Origin of the sequence: Dactylosporangium sp. NBC_01737 (assembly GCF_035963215.1) — a bacterium.
Classification (GTDB): Bacteria; Actinomycetota; Actinomycetes; order Mycobacteriales; family Micromonosporaceae; genus Dactylosporangium.
Genome location: NZ_CP109153.1, coordinates 4,542,137 through 4,561,199, shown reverse-complemented (window position 1 = coordinate 4,561,199; position 19,063 = coordinate 4,542,137). Strand labels below are relative to the sequence as shown.

20 protein-coding genes are annotated in these 19,063 nt (G+C 73.4%); 6 read left to right on the top strand and 14 right to left on the bottom strand.

Going from position 1 to position 19,063, the window contains the following annotated elements; translation table 11 throughout:
* Both OHA72_RS20770 and OHA72_RS20765 read right to left on the bottom strand, forming a co-directional pair.
* Complete coding sequence (locus tag OHA72_RS20770; protein WP_327009454.1) at positions 1 to 759, bottom strand: SAM-dependent methyltransferase; 759 nt, start codon at positions 757 to 759, stop codon at positions 1 to 3.
* 189 nt (positions 760 to 948) lie between these two features.
* Positions 949 to 1,959, bottom strand: a complete 1,011-nt coding sequence (locus OHA72_RS20765; protein WP_327009453.1) for a terpene synthase family protein — start codon at positions 1,957 to 1,959, stop codon at positions 949 to 951.
* A gap of 260 nt (positions 1,960 to 2,219) precedes the next feature.
* Here OHA72_RS20765 and OHA72_RS20760 point away from each other — a divergent pair, with 260 nt between their 5' ends.
* Positions 2,220 to 2,540 (top strand): DUF8820 family protein, encoded by a 321-nt coding sequence (locus tag OHA72_RS20760; protein WP_327009452.1) that lies wholly within the window; start codon positions 2,220 to 2,222, stop codon positions 2,538 to 2,540.
* Positions 2,540 to 3,865 (top strand): DUF6745 domain-containing protein, encoded by a 1,326-nt coding sequence (locus OHA72_RS20755; RefSeq protein WP_327009451.1) that lies wholly within the window; start codon positions 2,540 to 2,542, stop codon positions 3,863 to 3,865. The genes OHA72_RS20760 and OHA72_RS20755 overlap by 1 nt, the downstream gene beginning before the upstream one ends.
* A gap of 74 nt (positions 3,866 to 3,939) precedes the next feature.
* Here the strand turns inward: OHA72_RS20755 and OHA72_RS20750 are convergent, their stop codons facing one another.
* The gene (locus tag OHA72_RS20750; RefSeq protein ID WP_327009450.1) at positions 3,940 to 4,155 is read right to left on the bottom strand and encodes a hypothetical protein; all 216 of its coding nucleotides are present in this window, start codon (positions 4,153 to 4,155) and stop codon (positions 3,940 to 3,942) included.
* A gap of 137 nt (positions 4,156 to 4,292) precedes the next feature.
* Between OHA72_RS20750 and OHA72_RS20745 the strand changes: the two genes are divergently transcribed.
* Positions 4,293 to 5,390, top strand: coding sequence for a DNA glycosylase AlkZ-like family protein (locus OHA72_RS20745; protein ID WP_327009449.1), 1,098 nt, complete (start codon positions 4,293 to 4,295; stop codon positions 5,388 to 5,390).
* A 4-nt stretch (positions 5,391 to 5,394) separates the two neighbouring features.
* Positions 5,395 to 5,724: a hypothetical protein gene (locus OHA72_RS20740; protein ID WP_033356775.1), complete on the top strand. Its 330-nt coding sequence runs from the start codon at positions 5,395 to 5,397 to the stop codon at positions 5,722 to 5,724.
* On the opposite strand, the gene OHA72_RS20735 is transcribed toward OHA72_RS20740, so the two are convergent.
* Together OHA72_RS20735 and OHA72_RS20730 are read right to left on the bottom strand one after the other, a co-directional pair.
* Positions 5,688 to 7,415, bottom strand: coding sequence for a CocE/NonD family hydrolase (locus OHA72_RS20735; RefSeq protein ID WP_327009448.1), 1,728 nt, complete (start codon positions 7,413 to 7,415; stop codon positions 5,688 to 5,690). The genes OHA72_RS20740 and OHA72_RS20735 overlap by 37 nt on opposite strands.
* Positions 7,416 to 7,438: 23 nt before the next feature.
* A complete protein-coding gene (locus OHA72_RS20730; RefSeq protein WP_327009447.1) occupies positions 7,439 to 8,335 on the bottom strand; it encodes a transglycosylase SLT domain-containing protein in 897 nt (298 codons plus the stop codon).
* 156 nt (positions 8,336 to 8,491) lie between these two features.
* Here OHA72_RS20730 and typA point away from each other — a divergent pair, with 156 nt between their 5' ends.
* Positions 8,492 to 10,357, top strand: a complete 1,866-nt coding sequence (typA, locus tag OHA72_RS20725; RefSeq protein WP_327009446.1) for a translational GTPase TypA — start codon at positions 8,492 to 8,494, stop codon at positions 10,355 to 10,357.
* Between the two features lie 21 nt (positions 10,358 to 10,378).
* On the opposite strand, the gene OHA72_RS20720 is transcribed toward typA, so the two are convergent.
* The 7 genes from OHA72_RS20720 to pnuC are packed head-to-tail and all read right to left on the bottom strand — an operon-like array spanning position 10,379 to position 17,328.
* Positions 10,379 to 11,302 (bottom strand): STM4011 family radical SAM protein, encoded by a 924-nt coding sequence (locus tag OHA72_RS20720; RefSeq protein WP_327009445.1) that lies wholly within the window; start codon positions 11,300 to 11,302, stop codon positions 10,379 to 10,381.
* A complete protein-coding gene (locus OHA72_RS20715; protein ID WP_327009444.1) occupies positions 11,299 to 12,666 on the bottom strand; it encodes an STM4012 family radical SAM protein in 1,368 nt (455 codons plus the stop codon). The genes OHA72_RS20720 and OHA72_RS20715 overlap by 4 nt, the downstream gene beginning before the upstream one ends.
* Positions 12,666 to 13,472 (bottom strand): STM4013/SEN3800 family hydrolase, encoded by an 807-nt coding sequence (locus OHA72_RS20710; protein WP_327009443.1) that lies wholly within the window; start codon positions 13,470 to 13,472, stop codon positions 12,666 to 12,668. The genes OHA72_RS20715 and OHA72_RS20710 overlap by 1 nt, the downstream gene beginning before the upstream one ends.
* Entirely contained in the window at positions 13,469 to 14,674 is a 1,206-nt protein-coding gene (locus tag OHA72_RS20705) for an STM4014 family protein (RefSeq protein ID WP_327009442.1), read from the bottom strand. Before OHA72_RS20705 ends, OHA72_RS20710 begins: the two co-directional genes overlap by 4 nt.
* Positions 14,671 to 15,597 (bottom strand): STM4015 family protein, encoded by a 927-nt coding sequence (locus tag OHA72_RS20700; protein ID WP_327009441.1) that lies wholly within the window; start codon positions 15,595 to 15,597, stop codon positions 14,671 to 14,673. Before OHA72_RS20700 ends, OHA72_RS20705 begins: the two co-directional genes overlap by 4 nt.
* A gap of 46 nt (positions 15,598 to 15,643) precedes the next feature.
* Positions 15,644 to 16,717, bottom strand: a complete 1,074-nt coding sequence (locus OHA72_RS20695; RefSeq protein WP_327009440.1) for an AAA family ATPase — start codon at positions 16,715 to 16,717, stop codon at positions 15,644 to 15,646.
* Positions 16,714 to 17,328: a nicotinamide riboside transporter PnuC gene (gene pnuC / locus OHA72_RS20690; RefSeq protein WP_327009439.1), complete on the bottom strand. Its 615-nt coding sequence runs from the start codon at positions 17,326 to 17,328 to the stop codon at positions 16,714 to 16,716. The genes OHA72_RS20695 and pnuC overlap by 4 nt, the downstream gene beginning before the upstream one ends.
* Positions 17,329 to 17,349: 21 nt before the next feature.
* On the opposite strand from pnuC, the gene OHA72_RS20685 reads away from it, so the two are divergent.
* Complete coding sequence (locus OHA72_RS20685) at positions 17,350 to 17,643, top strand: antibiotic biosynthesis monooxygenase family protein (protein ID WP_327009438.1); 294 nt, start codon at positions 17,350 to 17,352, stop codon at positions 17,641 to 17,643.
* A gap of 4 nt (positions 17,644 to 17,647) precedes the next feature.
* On the opposite strand, the gene OHA72_RS20680 is transcribed toward OHA72_RS20685, so the two are convergent.
* Entirely contained in the window at positions 17,648 to 18,556 is a 909-nt protein-coding gene (locus OHA72_RS20680) for a hypothetical protein (protein WP_327009437.1), read from the bottom strand.
* A gap of 238 nt (positions 18,557 to 18,794) precedes the next feature.
* Positions 18,795 to 19,037, bottom strand: coding sequence for a hypothetical protein (locus tag OHA72_RS20675; RefSeq protein ID WP_327009436.1), 243 nt, complete (start codon positions 19,035 to 19,037; stop codon positions 18,795 to 18,797).
* Positions 19,038 to 19,063: the final 26 nt, after the last annotated feature.

Below are 19,063 nucleotides of genomic sequence, written 5' to 3'. Positions count from 1 at the left end.
CTAGGCCCGTCGCGCGGTGATCAGCAGGCGGTCACTGCCCACGGTGTACGGCGCACCGTCCGGCCCGCCGTACAGCGTCACGTCCGTGAACCCGCCGTCGCGCAGCATGGCACCGAGGTGCCCGCTGGTGTAGACGTGGTGCACGGCCGTCGCGGTGAGCCGTTCCCCGCCGCGGACGAAGGTGTACCGGCTGAGCAGCCGGCTGGCGGCGACGTCGTACTCGGTGGCCGCCTCGACGGTGATGTCGCCGGTGCGCATCACCCGGTCCTGCCCCGTGAAGCCGGGCAGGACGGTCTCCGCCGTCGCGTTGAAGTCCACGACGAGCCCGCCGCCGGGCCGCAGCGCCGCGGCGGCCGCCGCGACGAACACGGTCAGGTCGGCCGGTTCCAGGTAGCCGAAACTGTTGCCGAGGCACAGCACCGCGTCGAAGTCGCCGGTCCGCGGGATGTCCCGCATGTCGGCGACGACGAACTCGACATCGGCGCCCTGCTCGGCCGCGGCCCGCCGGGCGTGCCCGGCGGCCTCCGCGGAGAGGTCGACGCCGGTGACCCGGTGACCCGCCGCGGCGAGGGCGAGACTGTGCCTGCCGCTGCCGCACGGCACGTCGAGCAGCCGCGACCCGGGTGCCAGCCCGAGCCGGTCCTGCACGAAGGCCACGTCGGCGGCGGTCGCCTGCGGCGCCGCGGCACGGCGCCAGAACTCGTTGGGCAGTTCGGTGAAGAAGTCCGCGTACCACGCGGACGGGACGTGCTGGGACAACTGAGGATCTCCTCCTGGGCGTGCATGATCGGGGAAGGTCGTCGCCCGGGCACACCTGCGCACACCAGCGGACCGTGGCAGGTCCGTGGTCAGCGGCGACCCGGGACTGGGGCCCGGGCAGGCATGGCATCCTCCAGAAAAGAGAACCTGCGCCGACGGTACCAGCGCCGCGGTGGTTGTTCGACGCAGTTAGTCGACGGGCTGGCGCTGCGCGGGGATCGCGATCCGCCTGGCGTGCGGGTCGGCGGCGTCAGCGGCCTCGTCGTCCGACGGCGTGTAGCGGCCGGACTCCATCGACCAGTCGACGTTGCCGCGGATCCAGTGCGCGAAGTCGCCGGCGACCGCCGCGACCGCGGGGTCGGCGGCGAGAGGGCCGTCGGCGAAGCGGGCCCGGGCCGCGACGAAGTCCTCGACCAGCGCGTCGTGCTCCGCGACGGCGGCGCGGACCGCGGCCTCCACCGGCAGGCGGCGCTCGTGCCGCAGCGCGAGCACGATGTTGTGGTGGTCGCCGGCAGCCTCCTCCTTCGGCCACGACACGAGGTCGTTGAAGATCGCGGTGATCATCCCGGCGGAGCGGTGCATCGCGGCGAAGTCGTGGTCGGCGAAGACCGCCGCCGGCAGCTCGACGCCGTGCATCGGCTCGATGAGGTCGAAGAACATGTCGATCGCGGCGGTGCGGAACCGCATCGTGCGGTATTCGGCGAGGGACGGCGGGCGGTTCGCGGCCCGGTTGCCGGCCTCCCAGACGGTGGCCTCCAGGTAGTCGCCGACGTGCCCGGCGAACCGCGCCCGCCAGGCGGGGCTGACCCTCGGCCTGGTCCGGCGCCACACCTCGCCGAGCGCGCGCAGGTGACCCTTCGGCGGCTCGTGCGGGTCCTGCTCGTCCCGCTCGAGCAGGTCGAGGACCTCGTCGACGAGGCGTCTGGTGGCGCCCGGGTCGCCGGCCCGCTCGAGGTGGTCGTCGAGGGCGAAGACACTGATCAGCCACGCGGTGGCCAGTTGCAGGTCGACGGGGTCGGCGTCCGGATACGTGCGGGCCATGAGGTTGGCGAACCTGGCCCGGGCGAACGCGGCCCTGGCGCCCGGCCGGTCGAGCAGGCCGTGCCTGGTGGCCCAGTGCAGCGACCAGCGCTGCACGAGATCGACGTGCGGCGAGAGACGCGGCGTGAACGGGCACAGGACCGCGAGTGTCGACTGCATGATGCACCCCCTTGCGCCGCGAGATCTTCATGGTCGCGTTTTTTCACGCTTTCCGCGACCCTGTTCGATGGCTTCGACCCGGTTTCTCAGCCCTTGTCTGCTTACGCGTTCCCCGCACAGACGTCGCTAACGGGGTTGACCGGACGGGGGGCCGCGTCCGGGCGGCGGGCGCGCGGAAAAGTGTCGTACCCCCCGGATATCGTGCCCGTTGCTGGTTCGAACGTCTGTTGGTTCGTCTTTTCCCGCTGGGAGGTCCGGCCGTGTATCGACAAGGTGACGTCCTGCTGGTGCCCATCGCCGCGGGCGAGGTGCCCCCGACCGCGGTGCCCGCCCCGCGCGACCGCTCCGGCCGCATGATCCTCGCCCGTGGCGAGGCCACCGGGCACGCCCACGTGATCGTCGGCCCCGACACGCTGCTGCTCGCCGACCGCGACGACATCGACCGGCTCTTCGTCAAGGTCGTGTCCCGGGCGAGGGTCGTGCACGAGGAGCACGGCGCGATCTCGATCCCCGCAGGGTCGTATCGGATCATCCGGCAGCGCGAATACGTGCCGGGCTCGTGGCGACCGGTGGCCGACTGATGACCACGACCCCGCTCACCGACGAGACCAGCGCCGCGGTGCTCGGCGCCAACGCGGCGAAGTGGCTGGCCGCGGGGCTGTCCACGGCGCCCGCCGACCGTGACGCCGCCGCGGACGCGGTCCGCCTCGCCTATCGCGCCGCCGGCCTGCCCGAGCCCGCGCACGTGGTGTGGTTCGCCTCGCCGGCGGCGGGCGCCAGGGCGGCGGCGCTGCTCACCGGGCGCCGTGACCTGCCCGGCTCAGCTGCCGGTCCTGGCACCGTCCACGACCCGGCTCCCGCGCGCCCCCGGCCCATGACCACCGCCGCCCGCCGCGCCGCCCGGGCCGGCCTCACCCTGCCCACCGCGCGGCTGGGCGTCTCCACCGGCGTGGTCCCCGCCTCCGCGGACGCGATCGTCGCCGAGGAGCTGCGCGCGCAGGGCTGCCCGCCGGTCCCGGGCACCGCCGGCGTGTCGGTGCGCGCGGCGGTGCGCACCACGCCGTGGGCGGCGGCCCGCGCCGAGGTCCACGACTCGCTCGGCCCCGACGGCTGGGCGCGCCTGTGGGCGGCGTGCGGCGCCGACGTCTGGCGGATGGTCAATGACCGCGTCGCCACGCCGCTGCGCACGCACCTGCGCAACGAGCTGCCCACCCACGTGCGCGCCGTGCTGCTGGACGCCGTCGGAGGCCAGCACGACGCGGGCTGGCTGGCCGCGTTCGACGCCGCCGCCTCCCGGGCCGATCACTCGCAGGGCTCCCGGGGCGTCCGGGGCGAGGCTCCCGCGGCGGTGCTCGGTGCGGCGCAGCGCCTCGCCGGGCTGGCCGGGGTGGCCCGGTCCGCCGGCTGGTGGTGGCCGTATGCCAATGTCGCCGTCCTCACCGACCGCCCCGACCAGCTGCACCGGGACAACGTCGGCCGGCTGCACGCCGCGGAGACGCCGGCCCTGCGCTACAGCGACGGGTTCGCGTTGCACGCGTGGCGGGGCATGCCGATCCCGTCGGACCTCGTCGACCGGCTCGCCCACCTGACGCACGCGCAGATCGCCGCCGAGCGCAACGCCGAGCTCCGCCGCGTCATGCTGGAGCACTTCGGCTATGAGCGCTATCTGCGGGAGGCCGGCGCCCGCCGCCTCGGCGCCGACGCGTGCGGGGTGCTGTGGCAGCTGAGCTTCAACGACGACGAGCCGCTGACGATGGTCGAGGTCATCAACAGCACCCCGGAGCCCGACGGCACCAGCCGGGTCTACTGGCTGCGTGTCCCCCCGACGACCCGCACCGCGCGGGCGGGCGTGGCGTGGACGTTCGGCCTCACCGAGGAGGAGTATCAGCCGCTCGTGCAGACCTGAGCGCCACCCAGCCTGGCGGGCCACCCAGCCTGGCGGGCTGGCCGCCGCCTGGCGCGATCAGGCGCCCGACGCGGTCAGCCGCCGCCCCAGTGGGCGTCGTTCTGCTCCCGGCTGGGGCCGGTGTCGGGCCAGTCGCGGCGGGGGTCGGTCTCGACCAGCTCGACCATGTCGGCCGGGCGGACCCTGCCGGGCAGCTCGCCGAACCTGACGTGGCGCAGGAATGCCAGGTCGGGATCGGTGAACGTGATCTCGGCCGAGCCGTCCCCGGCCCGGTCCGTCTCGCTGCTCATGGTGACAATCGTCCGCCCCTGCGGACGGGTCGCGCAAGCACTCCGGCGACGAAGGCCCGGTGCGCCGGGGGTGCGCCCAGGAGTGCGCCAGGGTGCGCCGGGGTGCGAGGTGCGGCCGGCCGCACGAGAATGGGTCGATGCCGACTGTCGGACGGGCGAAGGTGCTCGCGTACCGGACCGTCACCAACCAGCTGCACGAGCGGGTCGACGCCGACCCCGGCGACCTGGCGGTCCTCGACCTCGGGGTGCCCAACGTGCCGGCCGGGACCGCGCGGCAGGCCCTGGCCGCGCGGACGAGCCGGTTCGACGGGCCCCTCGCGCTGGTCTGGTCGGCCCGGGGCGCGCGCCACCTGCACCGGCCCGGTGACCTGCCGGGCCTGGTCACGGCGCTGTGGCCGATCAGTGACGCCGACGCGGAGGCGCGGTTCGGCAGCAGGCAGATCCCCGACGGCGGGAAGCTGGGGATCGCCGCGTTCCGGGCGACCGCCGAGGCGTTCGCGGCCGTCGTCGGCGGGCCGACGGCGAAGGGCGACGCCAGCCGCGGCGTCAGCGACCTGGTTCCGGAGGCCCTGACCTACTACTGCGGGCCGTGCGAGGCGCGGCACATCTCGGGCTCGGTGTTCCAGCAGGCCGGGCTCGCCGGCGGGGTCCAGCTCGACGAGGCCGCGAGCACGACCGTGCTGCTGCCGATCGACGGTGCGCCGGCCGTCCCCGACGGGCCCGGCGACCCGTCCGGGCTCATCCTCGCGTACCTGCGGCTGCTCGGGCCGGCCGCGCCCGCCGACGTCGCGAAGTACCTCGGCACGACGGTCACGGCGCTCAAGCCGGCCTGGCCCGGCGGGCTCGCCGAGGTCACCGTCGACGGGCGCAGGGCGTGGATACCGCAGGAGTGCCTCGCCGGCCTCCTCGACGCGGAGCCGGTGCGTGGCGTGCGGCTGCTGCCGTCGTCGGATCCGTTCCTGCAGGCCCGCGACCGGTCGGTGCTGACCCCCGACAAGGCGCGGGAGAAGGAGGTGTGGCGGGTCCTGGGCAACCCGGGCGCGCTGCTGCTCGACGGGGACCTCGCCGGGACGTGGCGGGCCCGGATCGCGGGGAAGCGGCTCGCGGTGACCGTGGAGCCCTGGGCGCCGCTGCGGGCCGCCGTCCGGGACGCGATCGACGCCGAGGCGCAGTGGCTGGCGGCGGCGCGGGGGCTCCCCACCGCCGAGGTCACGGTCGGGCGTGGGGATACTTGAGCGCATGAGCTACTTGATCGCGTTCGCGTCGCGGCGGTTGGTGGAGGACGAGTCGCTGCTCCCCGGGTACGTGTATCACGATCCCGAGGACGCCACACTGCCCGCCGCGCCCGACGGCCGGAAGGCCAGCGGGTGGAACCTGCTGGTCGGCGACGAGACCGACGAGCAGCTCGCCGACGCCGGTGAGCTGCTGATGCCCGATCTGGAGTGGCTCGTCGAGCGGTACCCGGCGTTCGGCAAGATCGTCAGCGCCGGCTCCGAGGGCCGGCAGTTCGAGTGGGACGCCGACGCCGGCACCTACACCGACGTGGGCCCGTCCACGTTCGAGGACTGAGCACCGACCGGCAGGCTGATCGACGACGGGGCCAGGACGTCCTGCCGGACGGCGCGCAGCTCCAGCTCGTGGCCGAGCGGCGCGCCCGTGCCCGGGTTCCGGGAGAAGCGCGGGTGCGCTCCCCCGCTGACCTGCACCCGGATGCGGCGCCCCGCCGCGAACCGGTACGCGGTCGGCCACAGCTCCACCCGCACGATCCGTCCCGCCTCGCCGGCCTCGGTGCCCGCCCCGGCCGCCGGGCCTGCCTCGCCGGCCTCGGCCGCCGCCGCGCGGGCCAGGCCGTCGCAGATGTTCCACGAGCGGTCCTGCTCGTCGACCTCGCACAACCGGACGAACACGTCGAAGTACGGCACGAGGCCGCGGGCCGGGGGTGCCGAGCCGTCCGGCCGCACGCAGGTCGCGCGCACGGTGATCTCGGCGGAGATCGGGCCGACCACCTCGAGGGGCTCGGTGAGCGGCTCCGACGTGAACGTCAGCACGTCGGGCCGCGTCTCCAGGGGGCGGTTGTCGCGCCGGCCGGAGATCTTGCCGATGAGCCGCGGGCCGCCCAGCGCCGGCGTGGGATGTTTCGGGTCGTAGATGAAGCCGTCGAGACGTTCGCCGTCGGCCGCCGCCGGTGCCGTGCTCAGGGTGCCGTTGCTCCCCAGGTACCAGGCCTGCTGCCGGCTCGTCACGGGAGGCCACTCGGGCAGCTCGCGCCAGGCGTCGGTGCCGCCGACGTGGACCCGGACGGGGCGCTCACGGATGCGTTCGGGCCCGCCGGTGTGGGCCCGGAACCAGGCGACGGCCTCGGCCGCGGAGTGCTGGAACAGCCCGGCGCTGCCGTGGTGCCACGGGCCGATCGTCAGGTACGGCTGGAGGCCCGCGGCCCGTAACGCGGCGTAGTCGACCAGCTGCCACGGCAGGAAGATGTCATACCAGCCGCCGATCATCAGCACGGGTGCGGTGATCTTCGGCAGGCTGTGGGTGTGGCCGCGCTGCGTCCAGTAGGCCGACGTCGGGTCGGCCTCGGCGAGCCACCGCTGGAAGAACTCGATCTCCGCGCCGGTGGTGATCCGGTCGGCCTCGGCCAGGGGCACCCGGGCCAGCCCGCGCTGCAGCCTCGGCTGGCCGCGCAGCAGCTCGACGGCGTTGTCCAGCCGGGGGCCACGCTGCGCGTCGAGCAGCGCCGACCAGGTGAGGACCGTGTCGAGGGAGAAGGCGCCACCGGCATACGTCGGCGGGCCGAAGTCCGACGCGGTGACGATCGTGGCCATCGCCTTGAGCTCGTCGCCCGCCTCGGCGGCCAGCGCCCACTGCACGAAACCCACGTAACTGGGGCCGTAGGTGAGGAGGCGGCCGTCGTACCACGGCTGCAGGCGCAACCAGTCGAGCGTGTCGAGGCCGTCCTCGCGCTCCTGCAGCAGCGGCTCGAAGGTGCCCCCGGAGTCGCCGGTGCCCCGGCAGGACTGGATGAGCACGTTGAAGCCGCGCTGCGCGACGGCCCGGCAGAGCAGGCTCGTCGGCGCGCCCCTGCCGTACGGCGTGCGCACCAGCACCGTGGGCAGCTCGGCGTCCAGGGCCGGCCCGTAGTGCTCGGCGCGCAGGATCGCGCCGTCGCGCATACGGACCGGGATGCCCTTGGTGACGCGGACCCGCCCGGTCAGCGCGGGCGGCAGCTTCAGCAGTCGGCCTACCGGGTCGAGCCTCATGCCGCCCTACGTTAGCCGTGGCCTCAGTAGTCGGCGCAGCAGCGGGTCATGAGCGCTCTGACGTTGTTCACGTAACTCCAGTTGGTGATTCCGGCGTCACCCTTGGTGAGGTCGACCGCGCCCGCGCCGTTGTTGTACGCGGAGATCACCGCGTTGAGCAGCGTCGGGTCGGCGCCCATGACGTCGAAGGTGCCGAGCTGCTCGCCGAAGTAGCGGATCGCCCAGGCGAGATACTGCCCGCCGAGCATCACGTTGTCCTGCGGGGTCCCGATCTTCCAGGACGTGCCGAAGCGCTGGTTCATCCACGTCTCGGTGTCGGGCATGATCTGCATGACGCCGACGCCGCCGTCACAGGCGTAGATGTTGGACTGCCAGCCGCTCTCCTGATCGGCGACGCCGTACAGCAGCCGCTTCGGCACCCGGATCGCCTGCACCTCGGCGGGCGTGGCGCTGCCCCAGAACTGCTTGGTGGAGGCGGCGTCGAGGTATCCGCGCACCGTCGACTTCGGCAGCTGGGTGCCCTTGTACTCAGGCTGACAGCCGGGTTTCGTGCTGACCTTCGGCGGCGGCGGGGGCAGCGCCGTCTGCTTCGGCGGCGCGATCGACTTCTTCGCGGCGGGGGTCTTCGACGGCGTGGCGGACGGCGTCGGGCTCGGCGGCGCCGAGGTGACCTCCAGCGCCACCTCGGTCGGCTCGGCGCTCGGCTCGGCCGGCGAGCTGGACTGGCTCGAACCGGCCGACACCGGCACCCGGTCGCGGCCCTTCACGAGGACCGTGAGCCCGCCGACGGCGATCAGGCTGACCACCACCAGCGCGCCGATCAGGAAGATCATCCCGACGCGCCGCCGGCGCGGCCTGAACTCCTCATCGTCCCAGCGCTGCTCAGCGGTGTCGTCGTCGTAGAAATCGCCGTAGCTCATCGATGCCTCCCCCGGTCCTGGCACGCTATCGCGGACGGCCGATGCCCGCTGTCCCCTATGACGCCGGCGGAGGTGAAAACGATGGGTGAGGCGCGGTACGTCACATCGCGCACTGTGCGTGACGGCAATCCTGGGCCGCCTGGAACAATGGAGGTCATGCAGACCCGTTCAGACCTCCGCAACGTCGCCATCGTCGCCCATGTCGACCACGGCAAGACCACCCTTGTCGACGCGATGCTGCGGCAGAGCGGCGCGTTCCACGCGCGCGCGGAGCAGGTCGACCGGGTGATGGACTCGATGGACCTCGAGCGCGAGAAGGGCATCACCATTCTCGCGAAGAACACCGCGGTGCGCTACGTCCCCGCCGACGGCGGCACCCCGACCACGATCAACATCATCGACACGCCCGGCCACGCCGACTTCGGCGGTGAGGTCGAGCGCGGCCTGACCATGGTCGACGGCGTGATCCTGCTCGTCGACGCCAGCGAGGGCCCGCTGCCGCAGACCCGGTTCGTGCTGCGCAAGGCGCTCAAGGCCCGCCTGCCGATCATCCTGGTGATCAACAAGGTGGACCGGCCCGACGCCCGGATCAAGGAGGTCATCGACGAGACGTATGAGCTCTTCCTCGACCTCGACGCCGACGAGCACCAGATCGAGTTCCCGATCGTCTACGCCTGCGCCCGCGACGGCGTCGCCTCGCTGAGCCAGCCGGAGGACGGCACCGTCCCCGCCGACAGCGACAACCTGCAGCCGCTGTTCCAGACGCTGCTGGGCACGATCCCCGCGCCGTCCTACACCGAGGGCGCGCCCCTGCAGGCGCACGTCACCAACCTCGACGCGTCGCCGTTCCTCGGCCGCCTCGCGCTGTGCCGGGTCCGCGAGGGCACGATCCGCAAGGGTCAGACCGTCGCCTGGATCCGCACCGACGGCACCGTGCAGAACGTGCGGATCTCCGAGCTGCTGATGACCCAGGGCCTGGAGCGCAAGTCGGCCGAGGAGGCCGCGCAGGGCGACATCATCGCGCTCGCCGGCATCCCCGAGATCATGATCGGCGAGACCCTGGCCGACGCGGAGAACCCGGTCGCGCTGCCCCTCATCACCGTCGACGAGCCGGCCATCTCGATGACCATCGGCACCAACCAGTCGCCCCTGGCCGGCAAGGTCAAGGGCACCAAGGTCACCGCGCGGCTCGTCAAGGACCGGCTCGACCGCGAGATGGTCGGCAACGTGTCACTGCGGATCCTGCCGACCGAGCGCCCCGACACCTGGGAGGTCCAGGGCCGTGGCGAGCTCGCCCTGGCCATCCTCGTGGAGCAGATGCGCCGCGAGGGCTACGAGCTGACCGTCGGCAAGCCGCAGGTCGTCACCCGCGAGGTCGACGGCAAGGTGCACGAGCCGGTGGAGCGGCTCACCATCGACGCGCCCGACGAGTATCTCGGCGCGATCACCCAGCTCCTCGCGACCCGCAAGGGCCGCATGGAGCAGATGGTCAACCACGGCACCGGCTGGATCCGCATGGAGTGGCTGGTCCCGGCCCGCGGCCTCATCGGCTTCCGGACCGAGTTCCTCACCGACACCCGCGGCACCGGCATCCTGCACCACGTCTTCGAGAAGTACGAGCCGTGGTTCGGCGAGCTGCGCATGCGCGCCACCGGTTCCCTGGTCGCCGACCGGGCCGGGGTCGCGACCCCGTTCGCGATGATGAACCTGCAGGAGCGCGGCTCGATGTTCATCGAGCCCACCACCGAGGTGTACGAGGGCATGATCGTCGGGGAGAACTCCCGCGCCGACGACATGGACGTCAACATCACCAAGGAGAAGAAGCTCACCAACATGCGCTCCTCCGCGTCCGACGAGACGGAGAAGCTGATCCCGCCGCGCAAGCTCACCCTGGAGCAGGCCCTCGAGTTCTGCCGCGAGGACGAGTGCGTCGAGGTCACCCCGACCGCGGTCCGCATCCGCAAGGTCATGCTCGACCAGAAGGACCGCGAGCGCTCCGCCCGGAAGCGGTCGCACGCCTGATCCACCCGGCGACGGGGGCCGCTACGCGGCCCCCGTCGCCGTCTCCGCCAGCGCCGCCTGCGGCACGGACCACAGGGGCAGTTCGTGCGGGACGCGTTCGAGCACCCCGCCGTCGAACACGTCATACAGCGGCAGCGTCCGCAGATGGACGTAGCCGATGTGGCAGTCACACTCACCCTTCGGGCACGGTCGCGCGGTGCGCCGCCAGGTCCCGTCGTACAGGTTGCCGAGCGGCTCGGGCACGAAGTGGCAACGGCGGACCGTCCCGTCGCCGAGCACCGAGATCACCTCGTCGCCGGTGCGGCAGGCCCGCCCCAGCGACCGGTGCGGCCGGACGCTGTAGCCGAACAGCGGGTCGATCGCCGTCCACGCCGCCTCCTCCGCAGCGGAGTACGTGTGACCGTCGGCGGCGTTGACCCACAGGTACACGTCGCCGGGCAGCGCCGAGCGCAGCGCGACGGCGGCCGCCAGGTGCCCCGGCAGGCCGACGACGCCGACCGAGTGCCGGATCCCGTGCCGGTGCAGCGTCGCCGACTGCCGCAGGAACCGCTCCAGGGCGACCTGCCCGGGGTGGAACGTGCACCACAGCGCCAAGGTGTCCGGGTCCGCATCGGCGACCCAGCCGAGCCGGCCGGCGAGGTTCGTCTGGATCGCGGCGCGCCGCACGTGCGGCAGGTGCGACAGGCGCACGAGCGCGTCGCGGTACCAGGACCGGGTCAGCCCCTCACCCCACGGCGTGAACAGCACCTCGACCGGCTCACCGGCATGCGGCCCACCACCTTCCGGCCCCCCGGCGGTCCGGCCCGCCTCGACCCAGCCCACGAACCGATCCAGCGCGGCGCGGTCGGCGCGCAGCAGGCCGGGCGGGTCGCGCCGCTTCGCGAACGGGCAGTACGGGCAGTCGTAGTTGCAGCTCGCCAGCGGGCCGCGGTAGAGAATCCTCATCGCGGCACGTGCCCGGCCATGGCGGCGCGGACGCCGTCGGAGGTGAGCCACGGCCCGATCGCGTCGGAGTGCGCGAGGCCCTCCGCCGTGAGCCGGTGCCCGTCGACGTGACCGGTCTCGCGGAGCAGGCGCAGCGCCGGGAAGTCGTCGTCGACGTCGGTGCCGAAGCGCGCCAGGTAGTCGGCGGGCACGACCCCCGGCGCCCGCAGCAGCGACTTGAGCAGCCAGCGGCGGCGCTGCTCAGTGCCGTCGAGCACGAACCCGACCTCGGCGACGTCGAAGTCCTCCGCCGGCCGCGCCAGGTAGTCCTCGATGATGCCCCGCACCTGCCGCACGCTCACCGCGTAGTCGAACGAGTAGTGCAACCTCGACGTGTACGACCTCGCCCCGCACCCCAGCCCGACCATCCCGTCGTCCTGGCAGCAGTAGCCGGTGCCGCCGGCGCTGTCCCTGCCTGCGGCGGCGCCCCCGACCGCACCCCCGACCGCACCCCCGGCAACGCCCTCGACCGGTGGCGCGTCGCGGCGGCGGAATGCGCGCATCGACTGCTGCTCGTAGCCGGCGGCGGCGAGCAGGTCCACGGCGTGCCGGTACAGCCCGAGGCGCTGCGCGTCCCATTCCGGGTCGGGCGTGCCGGGCGCCCGCCGCCCCAGGCCGGTCATCGGGCGCACGTACAGCGGGTACAGGTACAGCTCCTCCGGCCGCCACGTCAGGGCGGTGGACAGCGAAGCGGTCCAGGTGTCGACGGTCTGGCCGGGGATGCCGTAGATGAGGTCGATGTTGAGCTCGGCCGGGCCCGCGGCGCGGATCGTGTCCAGCGCCAGGTCGACCTCGGCGCGGTGCTGCGGGCGACCGGCGGCGTGCGCCTCGGCGTCGAGGAAGCTCTGCACCCCGATGCTGACCCTGGTCGTGCCCCGGTCGAGCAGCACCGCGAGCCGGTCGGCGGTCGCGGTCGCCGGTGACGTCTCGACCGACATCGGCACGGCCCGCAGGTCCGCGCCCGTGGCCCGCTCGACGCCGTCGAAGAGCCGGGTCAGCTCGGCCGCGGTCAGATACGTCGGGGTGCCGCCGCCGATCGCGGCCCGGGCGTACGTCGCGGCCGGCACCGCGGCGGCGACCCGCTCCGCCTGCCTGCCCAGCTGGTCGAGGTAGGCGGTGACCTGGTCGGAGGGCGGCCTCGCGCGGGTGAAGAGGTTGCAGAACCCGCACCGCATCTCGCAGAACGGCACGTGGACGTAGAGGAACAGCGCGTCCGTCGGCTCGGCCGCCCACACGTCGGCGAGCTTCGGGCGGGGCCGCAGCGGCCGGTACGCCGTCTTGTGCGGATACGCATACAGGTAGCCCTGATACGGGGAGCCGAGCATCACCACTCCCCCGGCTCGAGGGTGAACTCGGCATACGGCACGGTCCACACGACCTCGTGCGCGAGGCGGTGCCCGGTGTGCCCGTCCTCGCCGTAGGCGGTGCCGTGGTCGCTGCACATGATCACGTGGCAGGGCCGGCCGCGGGACGTGACGAGGGCGAAGAGCGCCGGCAGGTGCCGGTCGACATACGCCAGGGCCGCGCCGTGCGACGCGACCGTGTCCTGCGCGGCGCCGGGCAGGTAGTGCCGGTTGGGCTGGTGCATGGCGGCGACGTTGACGAACGTGAACAGCGGCCCGCCGCCATGCCTGTCCTCGTGCAGCACGGCCTTGAGCCGGTCGAGCTGCGCCTCGAAGCAGGCCGGGTTGGTGACGCCGAACTCGCGGGTCCAGTGCGCCTCGTCGAACAGCGCGGGCAGCACCCCGCCCTGCGCCGAGGTCATCGCGAAGAAGCCGACGCCGCCGATGCAGATCGTGTGATAGCCGGCCGCGCGCAGCCCGGTGACGACGTCGGCGGCGTCGAACTCCCAGGTGTCCCCGCCGACTGTGGTGCTGCCCGGGAACCTGGCCGCGAACGGCCGCTCGTGCGGACCCGGCGTCACCGGCGTGGGCAGGAACCCGCCGAAGAACGCGTGGTGCGCCGCATACGTGAACGACGCCGGCGTGTGCCGCCGCTGCCACACCCCACCGGGCAGCACTCTCGCGAGGTTGGGGGTGCGCCCCGCCGCGAGCTGCCCGGCGGCGACGTCGTGGCGTAGCGTGTCGAGCGTGACGAAAAGCAGGTCGTGGCTGCCGATGAGCGCCTTCACGGTGCGCCCGCCAGCACGCCGTCGCGGCTGGGCGCCGCGGCCGTGAAGCGGCCCGTCAGCAGCGCGTCGATCTCCGCGGCGTACGTGTCCCGGCCGCCCGCGAGCAGCCCCGGCAGCAGGTCGCCGAAGGCGTTGACCTCCGCGACCGCGTGGGTGCCGTAGCCCCGGCCGAACATCAGGTCCACGCCGACGTGCAGGCTGCCGGGGAAGCAGGCGGCGGCCGCCTCGCAGGTGCGCATCGCGGCCGCCCAGTGCTCCTCACCGGCGGCCGCGCGGACGCCGGGCAGGTCACCGCGGGCGTTGCCGAGGTGCAGGTTGGTCATCGGGGACCGGCCGGTGCGCACGACGACGTGGCTGACACGACCGGCGACGACGAGCACCCGCAGGTCCAAGACCAGGCCGTCGTGGGACGCCTTCGGCAGCCACCGCTCCACATGCAGCCCACCGCCGGCGTGCGGGCCATCCACGGAGTGCGGGCCATCCACGGAGTGCGGGCCGTCCGCCGCGTGCGGCCCTTCCGCCAAAGGCGGGCCTCCTCCGGCGTGCCGGCCGTCGGCGGCGAGCCGGTCGATGATCGCGGCGACGGTCCGCTCGTCGGTGTAGTGGCGGACCCGCAGCTCGTTGAAGAGCCGGTCGCCGTCCAGGACCGCGGACGTGTAGGCGCTGACCCGCCCCGGTCCCCGGGTCCCGCCGAACGCGAGCGCGACGACCCCCGACGCCGACGACCCGTGCGGCGGCTTGACGAACACCCGCCGCCAGCCCTGCTGCCGGCCCCTGTCCCGGATCTGCTGATAGCCGTCCGCCGTGAACGCCTCGGGCACGGCCACGCCCCGGGACCGCAGCAGCGCATGGCAGCGGCGCTTGTCGAACATGACGTCGAGCTCGTCGACCGCGGTCAGCAGCGGCACCCCGCGGGCCTCGACCCGGCGGGCCGCGGCGACGAGACCGCGGTGCCAGGCGGCGAGCCCGACGATCTCACCGTGCGCCGCCGGCGTGGCGGCCCCCCGCAGCAGCCGGTCGGTCTCGGCGTCCTCACCCGGCGACTCCAGCCGCACCCAGTCACCGCTGAGAGCGAAGTCGCCGGCGCAGACGTCACGCCAGCTCACGACGGCCGGCTCGGGCAGGCCCGCGGCGACGGCCGCGTCGCGGAACAGCCGGACCCGCCGGTGGCCGGGGATGCCGACGACGGTGACGGCGGTCATTCCGACACTGCCGTGTAGCGCTCGCCGTCGTCCTCCTCCTGCTGGTCGGACAGGTCGACGTCGACGCCGGGCAGCTCGGCCCGGAGCCGGTCGGCCAGCTCGGCCGAGATGAAGTGGTGGGACAGGTCGAGCCGGCGCAGGTGGGTCAGCGGCTGGCCGAGCAGCAGCGCCTCCGCGCCCCGGTCGGACAGGATGCCCAGGGACAGGTCGAGCGTTTCGAGGCGGGGCACGACGGGCGCGCCGGCGAGGGCGGCCGCGACCTGGTCGGCGATCTCGGCGTTGCGCAGGGCGAGCCGGCGCAGCTGCGGCACGCCGGCACCGCTGAACACCGGGGCCAGGTCCTCCACCGTCACGTCGCCGCCGTATTGGCTGACGCCGAGCCACAGCTCCAGGTCGGTCAGGGCCGGCAGGTGCGAGTCGGTGATGCCGCGCACCACGCCGGCGGGCAGCCCGCCGCTCTCCACCGCCAGCTCGCGCAGGCGCATGTGCCGCACCGGGGACAGCTGCAGCCCCTCGGCACCGCGAATGCGCAGGATCTCCAGACCGGGGAACGCGGCGAGCAGCGGCGCCACGTCGGTGTGGTTGATCCAGGAGATCTCGCACTCCTCGCCGGTCATCTCGCCGAGGAACAGCGCCCGCAGGTGCGGCAGCCGCGCGCGGGCGGCGATGAGCAGGTGCAGCGGCGGTGGCGTGTCATACGCCTCGCCCCACTCGCCGATGACGAGCGCGTGGACGGACTCACCGCCGACGACGTCGAGGCACCGGTCGAGGAGGGCCCGGAACGCCTCCTCACTGTCCTCGTATTCCGCCGAGATCCGCCAGGCGACGGCGCTGCGAGGGGTCCCCGCGACGTCCAGCTTGTCGACGACGCCGGGCCCGAACTCGATCACCGGAAGCCCGGCGAACGTCGTGATGTGCCTCATGCGCCGGACCTTAACAGCACCCACCGACAATTCCCGGCGGCCGCCCTCACACCTGGTCCGCCGCCCCGCGCGGCAGTTGCGGCGCCGCGAAGTGCCAGCCTCGCGCGAGCACGTCGTCGCAGGCCGCGAGCGCGGTACGCAGCCGCTCCCGGTACGGACCGGTCAGCTCGATCCACGGCACCCGGCCGACGGCGAGCTCGTCACGGAACCGGCCGGTCATCCACGCGCGCAGATGTTCACCGTCGCGCATCCCGTCGTCCTCGAACGGCACGTCGTCATCGGGAGTCAGCAGGTACAGGGCGGGCTCGCGGGCGGCGGCACGGACCTGCGGCGAGGCGGAGCCGAGGTAGCGCTCCTCCCAGATCGCGGTGGCGAACGCGTCGGTGTCGCAGATCAGCAGCGGCCCGCCGGCCCGTGCTGCGGCGTCCTCGGCGGCGTTCTGCTCGCGCACGACGGTCAGGAAGTCCTCACGGTCCCAGACGAGGTCCTCGACCTTGACGCCCGCGGCCATCTTGTGTCCGGTCAGGGTCCGGCCGTACTCGGGGACCCACCGCGTGCCGGCGAACGCCCCGCCACGCAGCCGGAACTGGGCGGCGAGCGCACGCGCCATGGTCGTGGTGCCGGTCGACTCGGCGCCGACGACGACCACCCGGCGGGCCAGCCAGGCGCGCACCGGCGGCGCCAGGAACGCCCAGTGCGCCACGGGATCCGCGCGCACGGCCGTGCCCGAGACCGGCACACCGACCCGTCCCGGGTCGACCGCCACGTGCCGGGCGTCGAACCGGCGGGCGAGCTCATCCCCGTACACCTCGGAGGAAAAGACCACATCGACCTGTGACGGGCCGACGGCCCCGCGGAAGACCTCGTAGTGCGCCTGCCAGATGTCGGGGTCGTCGTAGTCGATCGGCAGGTCGCAGTAGACACCGGCGAAGCGCACGTGCGGGCTGGCGGCGTGCACCTCGCGCAGCCACGCGAGGCGGGCGTCGAGGGGAATGGACTCGGCGCTGGACGGTGCGACGACGACGGTGACCCGGTCGCATGCCCGGGCAGCGGTGTCGATGAGGTGGTGGTGTCCGGCGTGCGGCGGGTAGAACTTGCCGACGACGAGCCCGTGCGTCATGCCGGCACCGGTTGCGGCTGCCGGGCCAGGGCCTCCCGCCAGGCACGCAGGCCCAGGACGCAGAGGGCGAGGAAGACGAGGTACAGCACCGCGGTGAGCCAGAGGTCCTTGTAGCCGTAGAGCGGCACGTACACGACGTCGACGGCGATCCACAGCCACCAGCTCTCCACCAGCCGGCGGGTCTGGCCGTAGGTCGCCAGCAGCGAGACCGCGGTCGTCGCGGCGTCCGGCAGCGGCACGGTGGAACTGGTGAACCGGTCGAGATACCACCACAGAATCACGGTGAGCAAGGATCCAGCGACGGCGAGTGCACCCCATTCGACACCGCTCGTGCGCCGCACTACCGTCGTGGCACCGGGACGCCACCGCCACCAGCCGTAGGCGCCGAGCACCACATAGACCACCTGAAGCCAGGCGTCGCCATACAGGCCGACGTGCCAGAACACGACCATGAGCAGCAGCACGTTGGCGATGCCGACAGGCCAGTTCGCGATGTGCTGGCGCACCACCAGCCAGACCGTGACGACACCGGTCAGGAAACCCAGCAGCTCCGCCCACGTGGTCGGGGCTCCGAAAGCATGGAAGGCGGCGGATGTGAACCAGTCGAGCACGATGTCCTTTACCCTTTCCGGATGGTCTTGGAAGTTGCGCTCATCGACGTGCTCGCGGGTCGCGAGGAAGAGTTCTCCGCCGCCTACCGCAAGGGGCACACGCTGCTGGCGACCACCCCCGGCTGCCGGTCGGTGCGCATGACGCGCGGCGTCGAGTCGGCGAGCCGGTTCGTGCTGCTGGTGGAGTGGGACTCGGTCGACGCGCACCTGGACAACTTCCGCGCCACCGACCGGTTCACGCAGTGGCGCGCGCTGCTCGGCCCGTTCTTCGACGGCGCACCGAGGGTCGAGCACTTCACCGACGTGCCGGCCTGAGCGGTCAGTCTCCGGTCTTCTTCCACACCGTGAAGTCGAGGTACGTGGTGTAGAGCTGCCCGCTGATCACGGCGTCGCCGGAGCGGGGGCTGAACCAGCCGAAGCGCTGCTCGCCGGTGCGGATGCACACCTTCGCGGTGGGCAGCAGCGCGGTGAGCAGGACCCGGTCGCTCCACTGCGCGGCCGGGACCGCGGAGCACGCGGCGAGCGTCGGCGCCTGCAGGACGGGGGCGAAGGCCGCACCGCCCAGCGCGGTCAGGCCGAGCGCGCCCGCGGCCACGTCGGCGCCCACCGCCTGCTTGGCGCCGGCATCGAAGTCGAAGGTCTCGTCGGGCTGCCCCGCCAGGACGGTCATGCGCACGGCGCCGGCCCGCAGCACGTCGGTGACCGTGCCCTGCGGGACCTGGCTGGTCACCACGGAGCTCGGGTCCGGGCTGCCACTGCCGCCCGGCAACGGCGATCCGCTGGCGTCGAGGCCGGGGCCGCCGCTCGCGCCCGCGGTGGCGCCGGCAACGGTGCCGGCGGTGGTCGCCGGCGCCGGGCCGGTCACGGCGCGCCTCTCGCCTGCCGGCTCCTCGGTGCCGGCGCCGGAGCCGCGGGCGGCCAGCACGCCGCCGACGGCCGCGACCACGAGCACGATCAGGGCGATGACCAGCAGGGTGATCCGCCGGCGACGGTGCTGCGGGTCGCGGGGTGGTTCGGCGTCGGCGTGCTCGGTCGTCTCATGCCTGACCTGTTGTCCGTTTTGCTGCGGTACCTGATGTGCCCCGCTCTGGTCCTGTGCCGTGTCCTTGGCCGTGCTGCTCTGCGACGTCGTGCTCTGGGGCTGGGACTGCGGGGTCGCCTGGCGGGGGACGATCGCGTACGCCGACGTCGGCCAGCCGGAGCCGCCGTCGAGCGGCGAATCCGACATCCAGCCACGCCGGCTGCCGGGCCGCGGTGGCGACCCGTTGACCTGGTCGTGGCTCGGCTCCGTCGGTGGATCCTGCCGTGGGGGGTGTCCCGGCTCCATGCAGCGTGTCCTTCTGGTCCTGGCGTCGGTGCAGTTCGTGCACTTGCGCACGGCACTCGTGCACTCGCCCGGCAGAGTATCGCTGACACCCTGCGCCTCGCGCCACGGCCGATGGCTCAGCCTTTGGGTGCCTGCCTGGTCAACGGGCCAGCATCTGCACGACGGCGGTGGCGCCGGAGGCCGTGTACCAGCCGCTGACCGCGAGCATCGCCAGCACCGCGGCGGCGGCGAAGATGCCGGCGGCCTCGGTCGTCGAGCGGCGCACGGAACGCCCGCGGCGGTGCCGTGGCCGGCGTTCGGTGACGTCGACGGCCGCCAGGATCATGGTGATGTCACGGCGCCCGAGGCCCGGCCGGCCGATGCAGTGTCGCCCCTGTGTCACGTTCGCCCCGTTACGTTCGCCCCCGG

What these genes read in the sequence shown, in the direction of transcription:
- OHA72_RS20765 (WP_327009453.1), bottom strand. Translation starts at nt 1,959, where the DNA reads ATGCAGTCGACACTCGCGGTCCTGTGCCCGTTCACGCCGCGTCTCTCG.
- OHA72_RS20755 (WP_327009451.1), top strand. Translation starts at nt 2,540, where the DNA reads ATGACCACGACCCCGCTCACCGACGAGACCAGCGCCGCGGTGCTCGGC.
- OHA72_RS20750 (WP_327009450.1), bottom strand. Translation starts at nt 4,155, where the DNA reads ATGAGCAGCGAGACGGACCGGGCCGGGGACGGCTCGGCCGAGATCACG.
- OHA72_RS20745 (WP_327009449.1), top strand. Translation starts at nt 4,293, where the DNA reads ATGCCGACTGTCGGACGGGCGAAGGTGCTCGCGTACCGGACCGTCACC.
- OHA72_RS20740 (WP_033356775.1), top strand. Translation starts at nt 5,395, where the DNA reads ATGAGCTACTTGATCGCGTTCGCGTCGCGGCGGTTGGTGGAGGACGAG.
- OHA72_RS20735 (WP_327009448.1), bottom strand. Translation starts at nt 7,415, where the DNA reads ATGAGGCTCGACCCGGTAGGCCGACTGCTGAAGCTGCCGCCCGCGCTG.
- OHA72_RS20730 (WP_327009447.1), bottom strand. Translation starts at nt 8,335, where the DNA reads ATGAGCTACGGCGATTTCTACGACGACGACACCGCTGAGCAGCGCTGG.
- typA (WP_327009446.1), top strand. Translation starts at nt 8,492, where the DNA reads ATGCAGACCCGTTCAGACCTCCGCAACGTCGCCATCGTCGCCCATGTC.
- OHA72_RS20720 (WP_327009445.1), bottom strand. Translation starts at nt 11,302, where the DNA reads ATGAGGATTCTCTACCGCGGCCCGCTGGCGAGCTGCAACTACGACTGC.
- OHA72_RS20715 (WP_327009444.1), bottom strand. Translation starts at nt 12,666, where the DNA reads ATGCTCGGCTCCCCGTATCAGGGCTACCTGTATGCGTATCCGCACAAG.
- OHA72_RS20705 (WP_327009442.1), bottom strand. Translation starts at nt 14,674, where the DNA reads ATGACCGCCGTCACCGTCGTCGGCATCCCCGGCCACCGGCGGGTCCGG.
- OHA72_RS20700 (WP_327009441.1), bottom strand. Translation starts at nt 15,597, where the DNA reads ATGAGGCACATCACGACGTTCGCCGGGCTTCCGGTGATCGAGTTCGGG.
- OHA72_RS20695 (WP_327009440.1), bottom strand. Translation starts at nt 16,717, where the DNA reads ATGACGCACGGGCTCGTCGTCGGCAAGTTCTACCCGCCGCACGCCGGA.
- OHA72_RS20685 (WP_327009438.1), top strand. Translation starts at nt 17,350, where the DNA reads ATGGTCTTGGAAGTTGCGCTCATCGACGTGCTCGCGGGTCGCGAGGAA.
- OHA72_RS20680 (WP_327009437.1), bottom strand. Translation starts at nt 18,556, where the DNA reads ATGTCGGATTCGCCGCTCGACGGCGGCTCCGGCTGGCCGACGTCGGCG.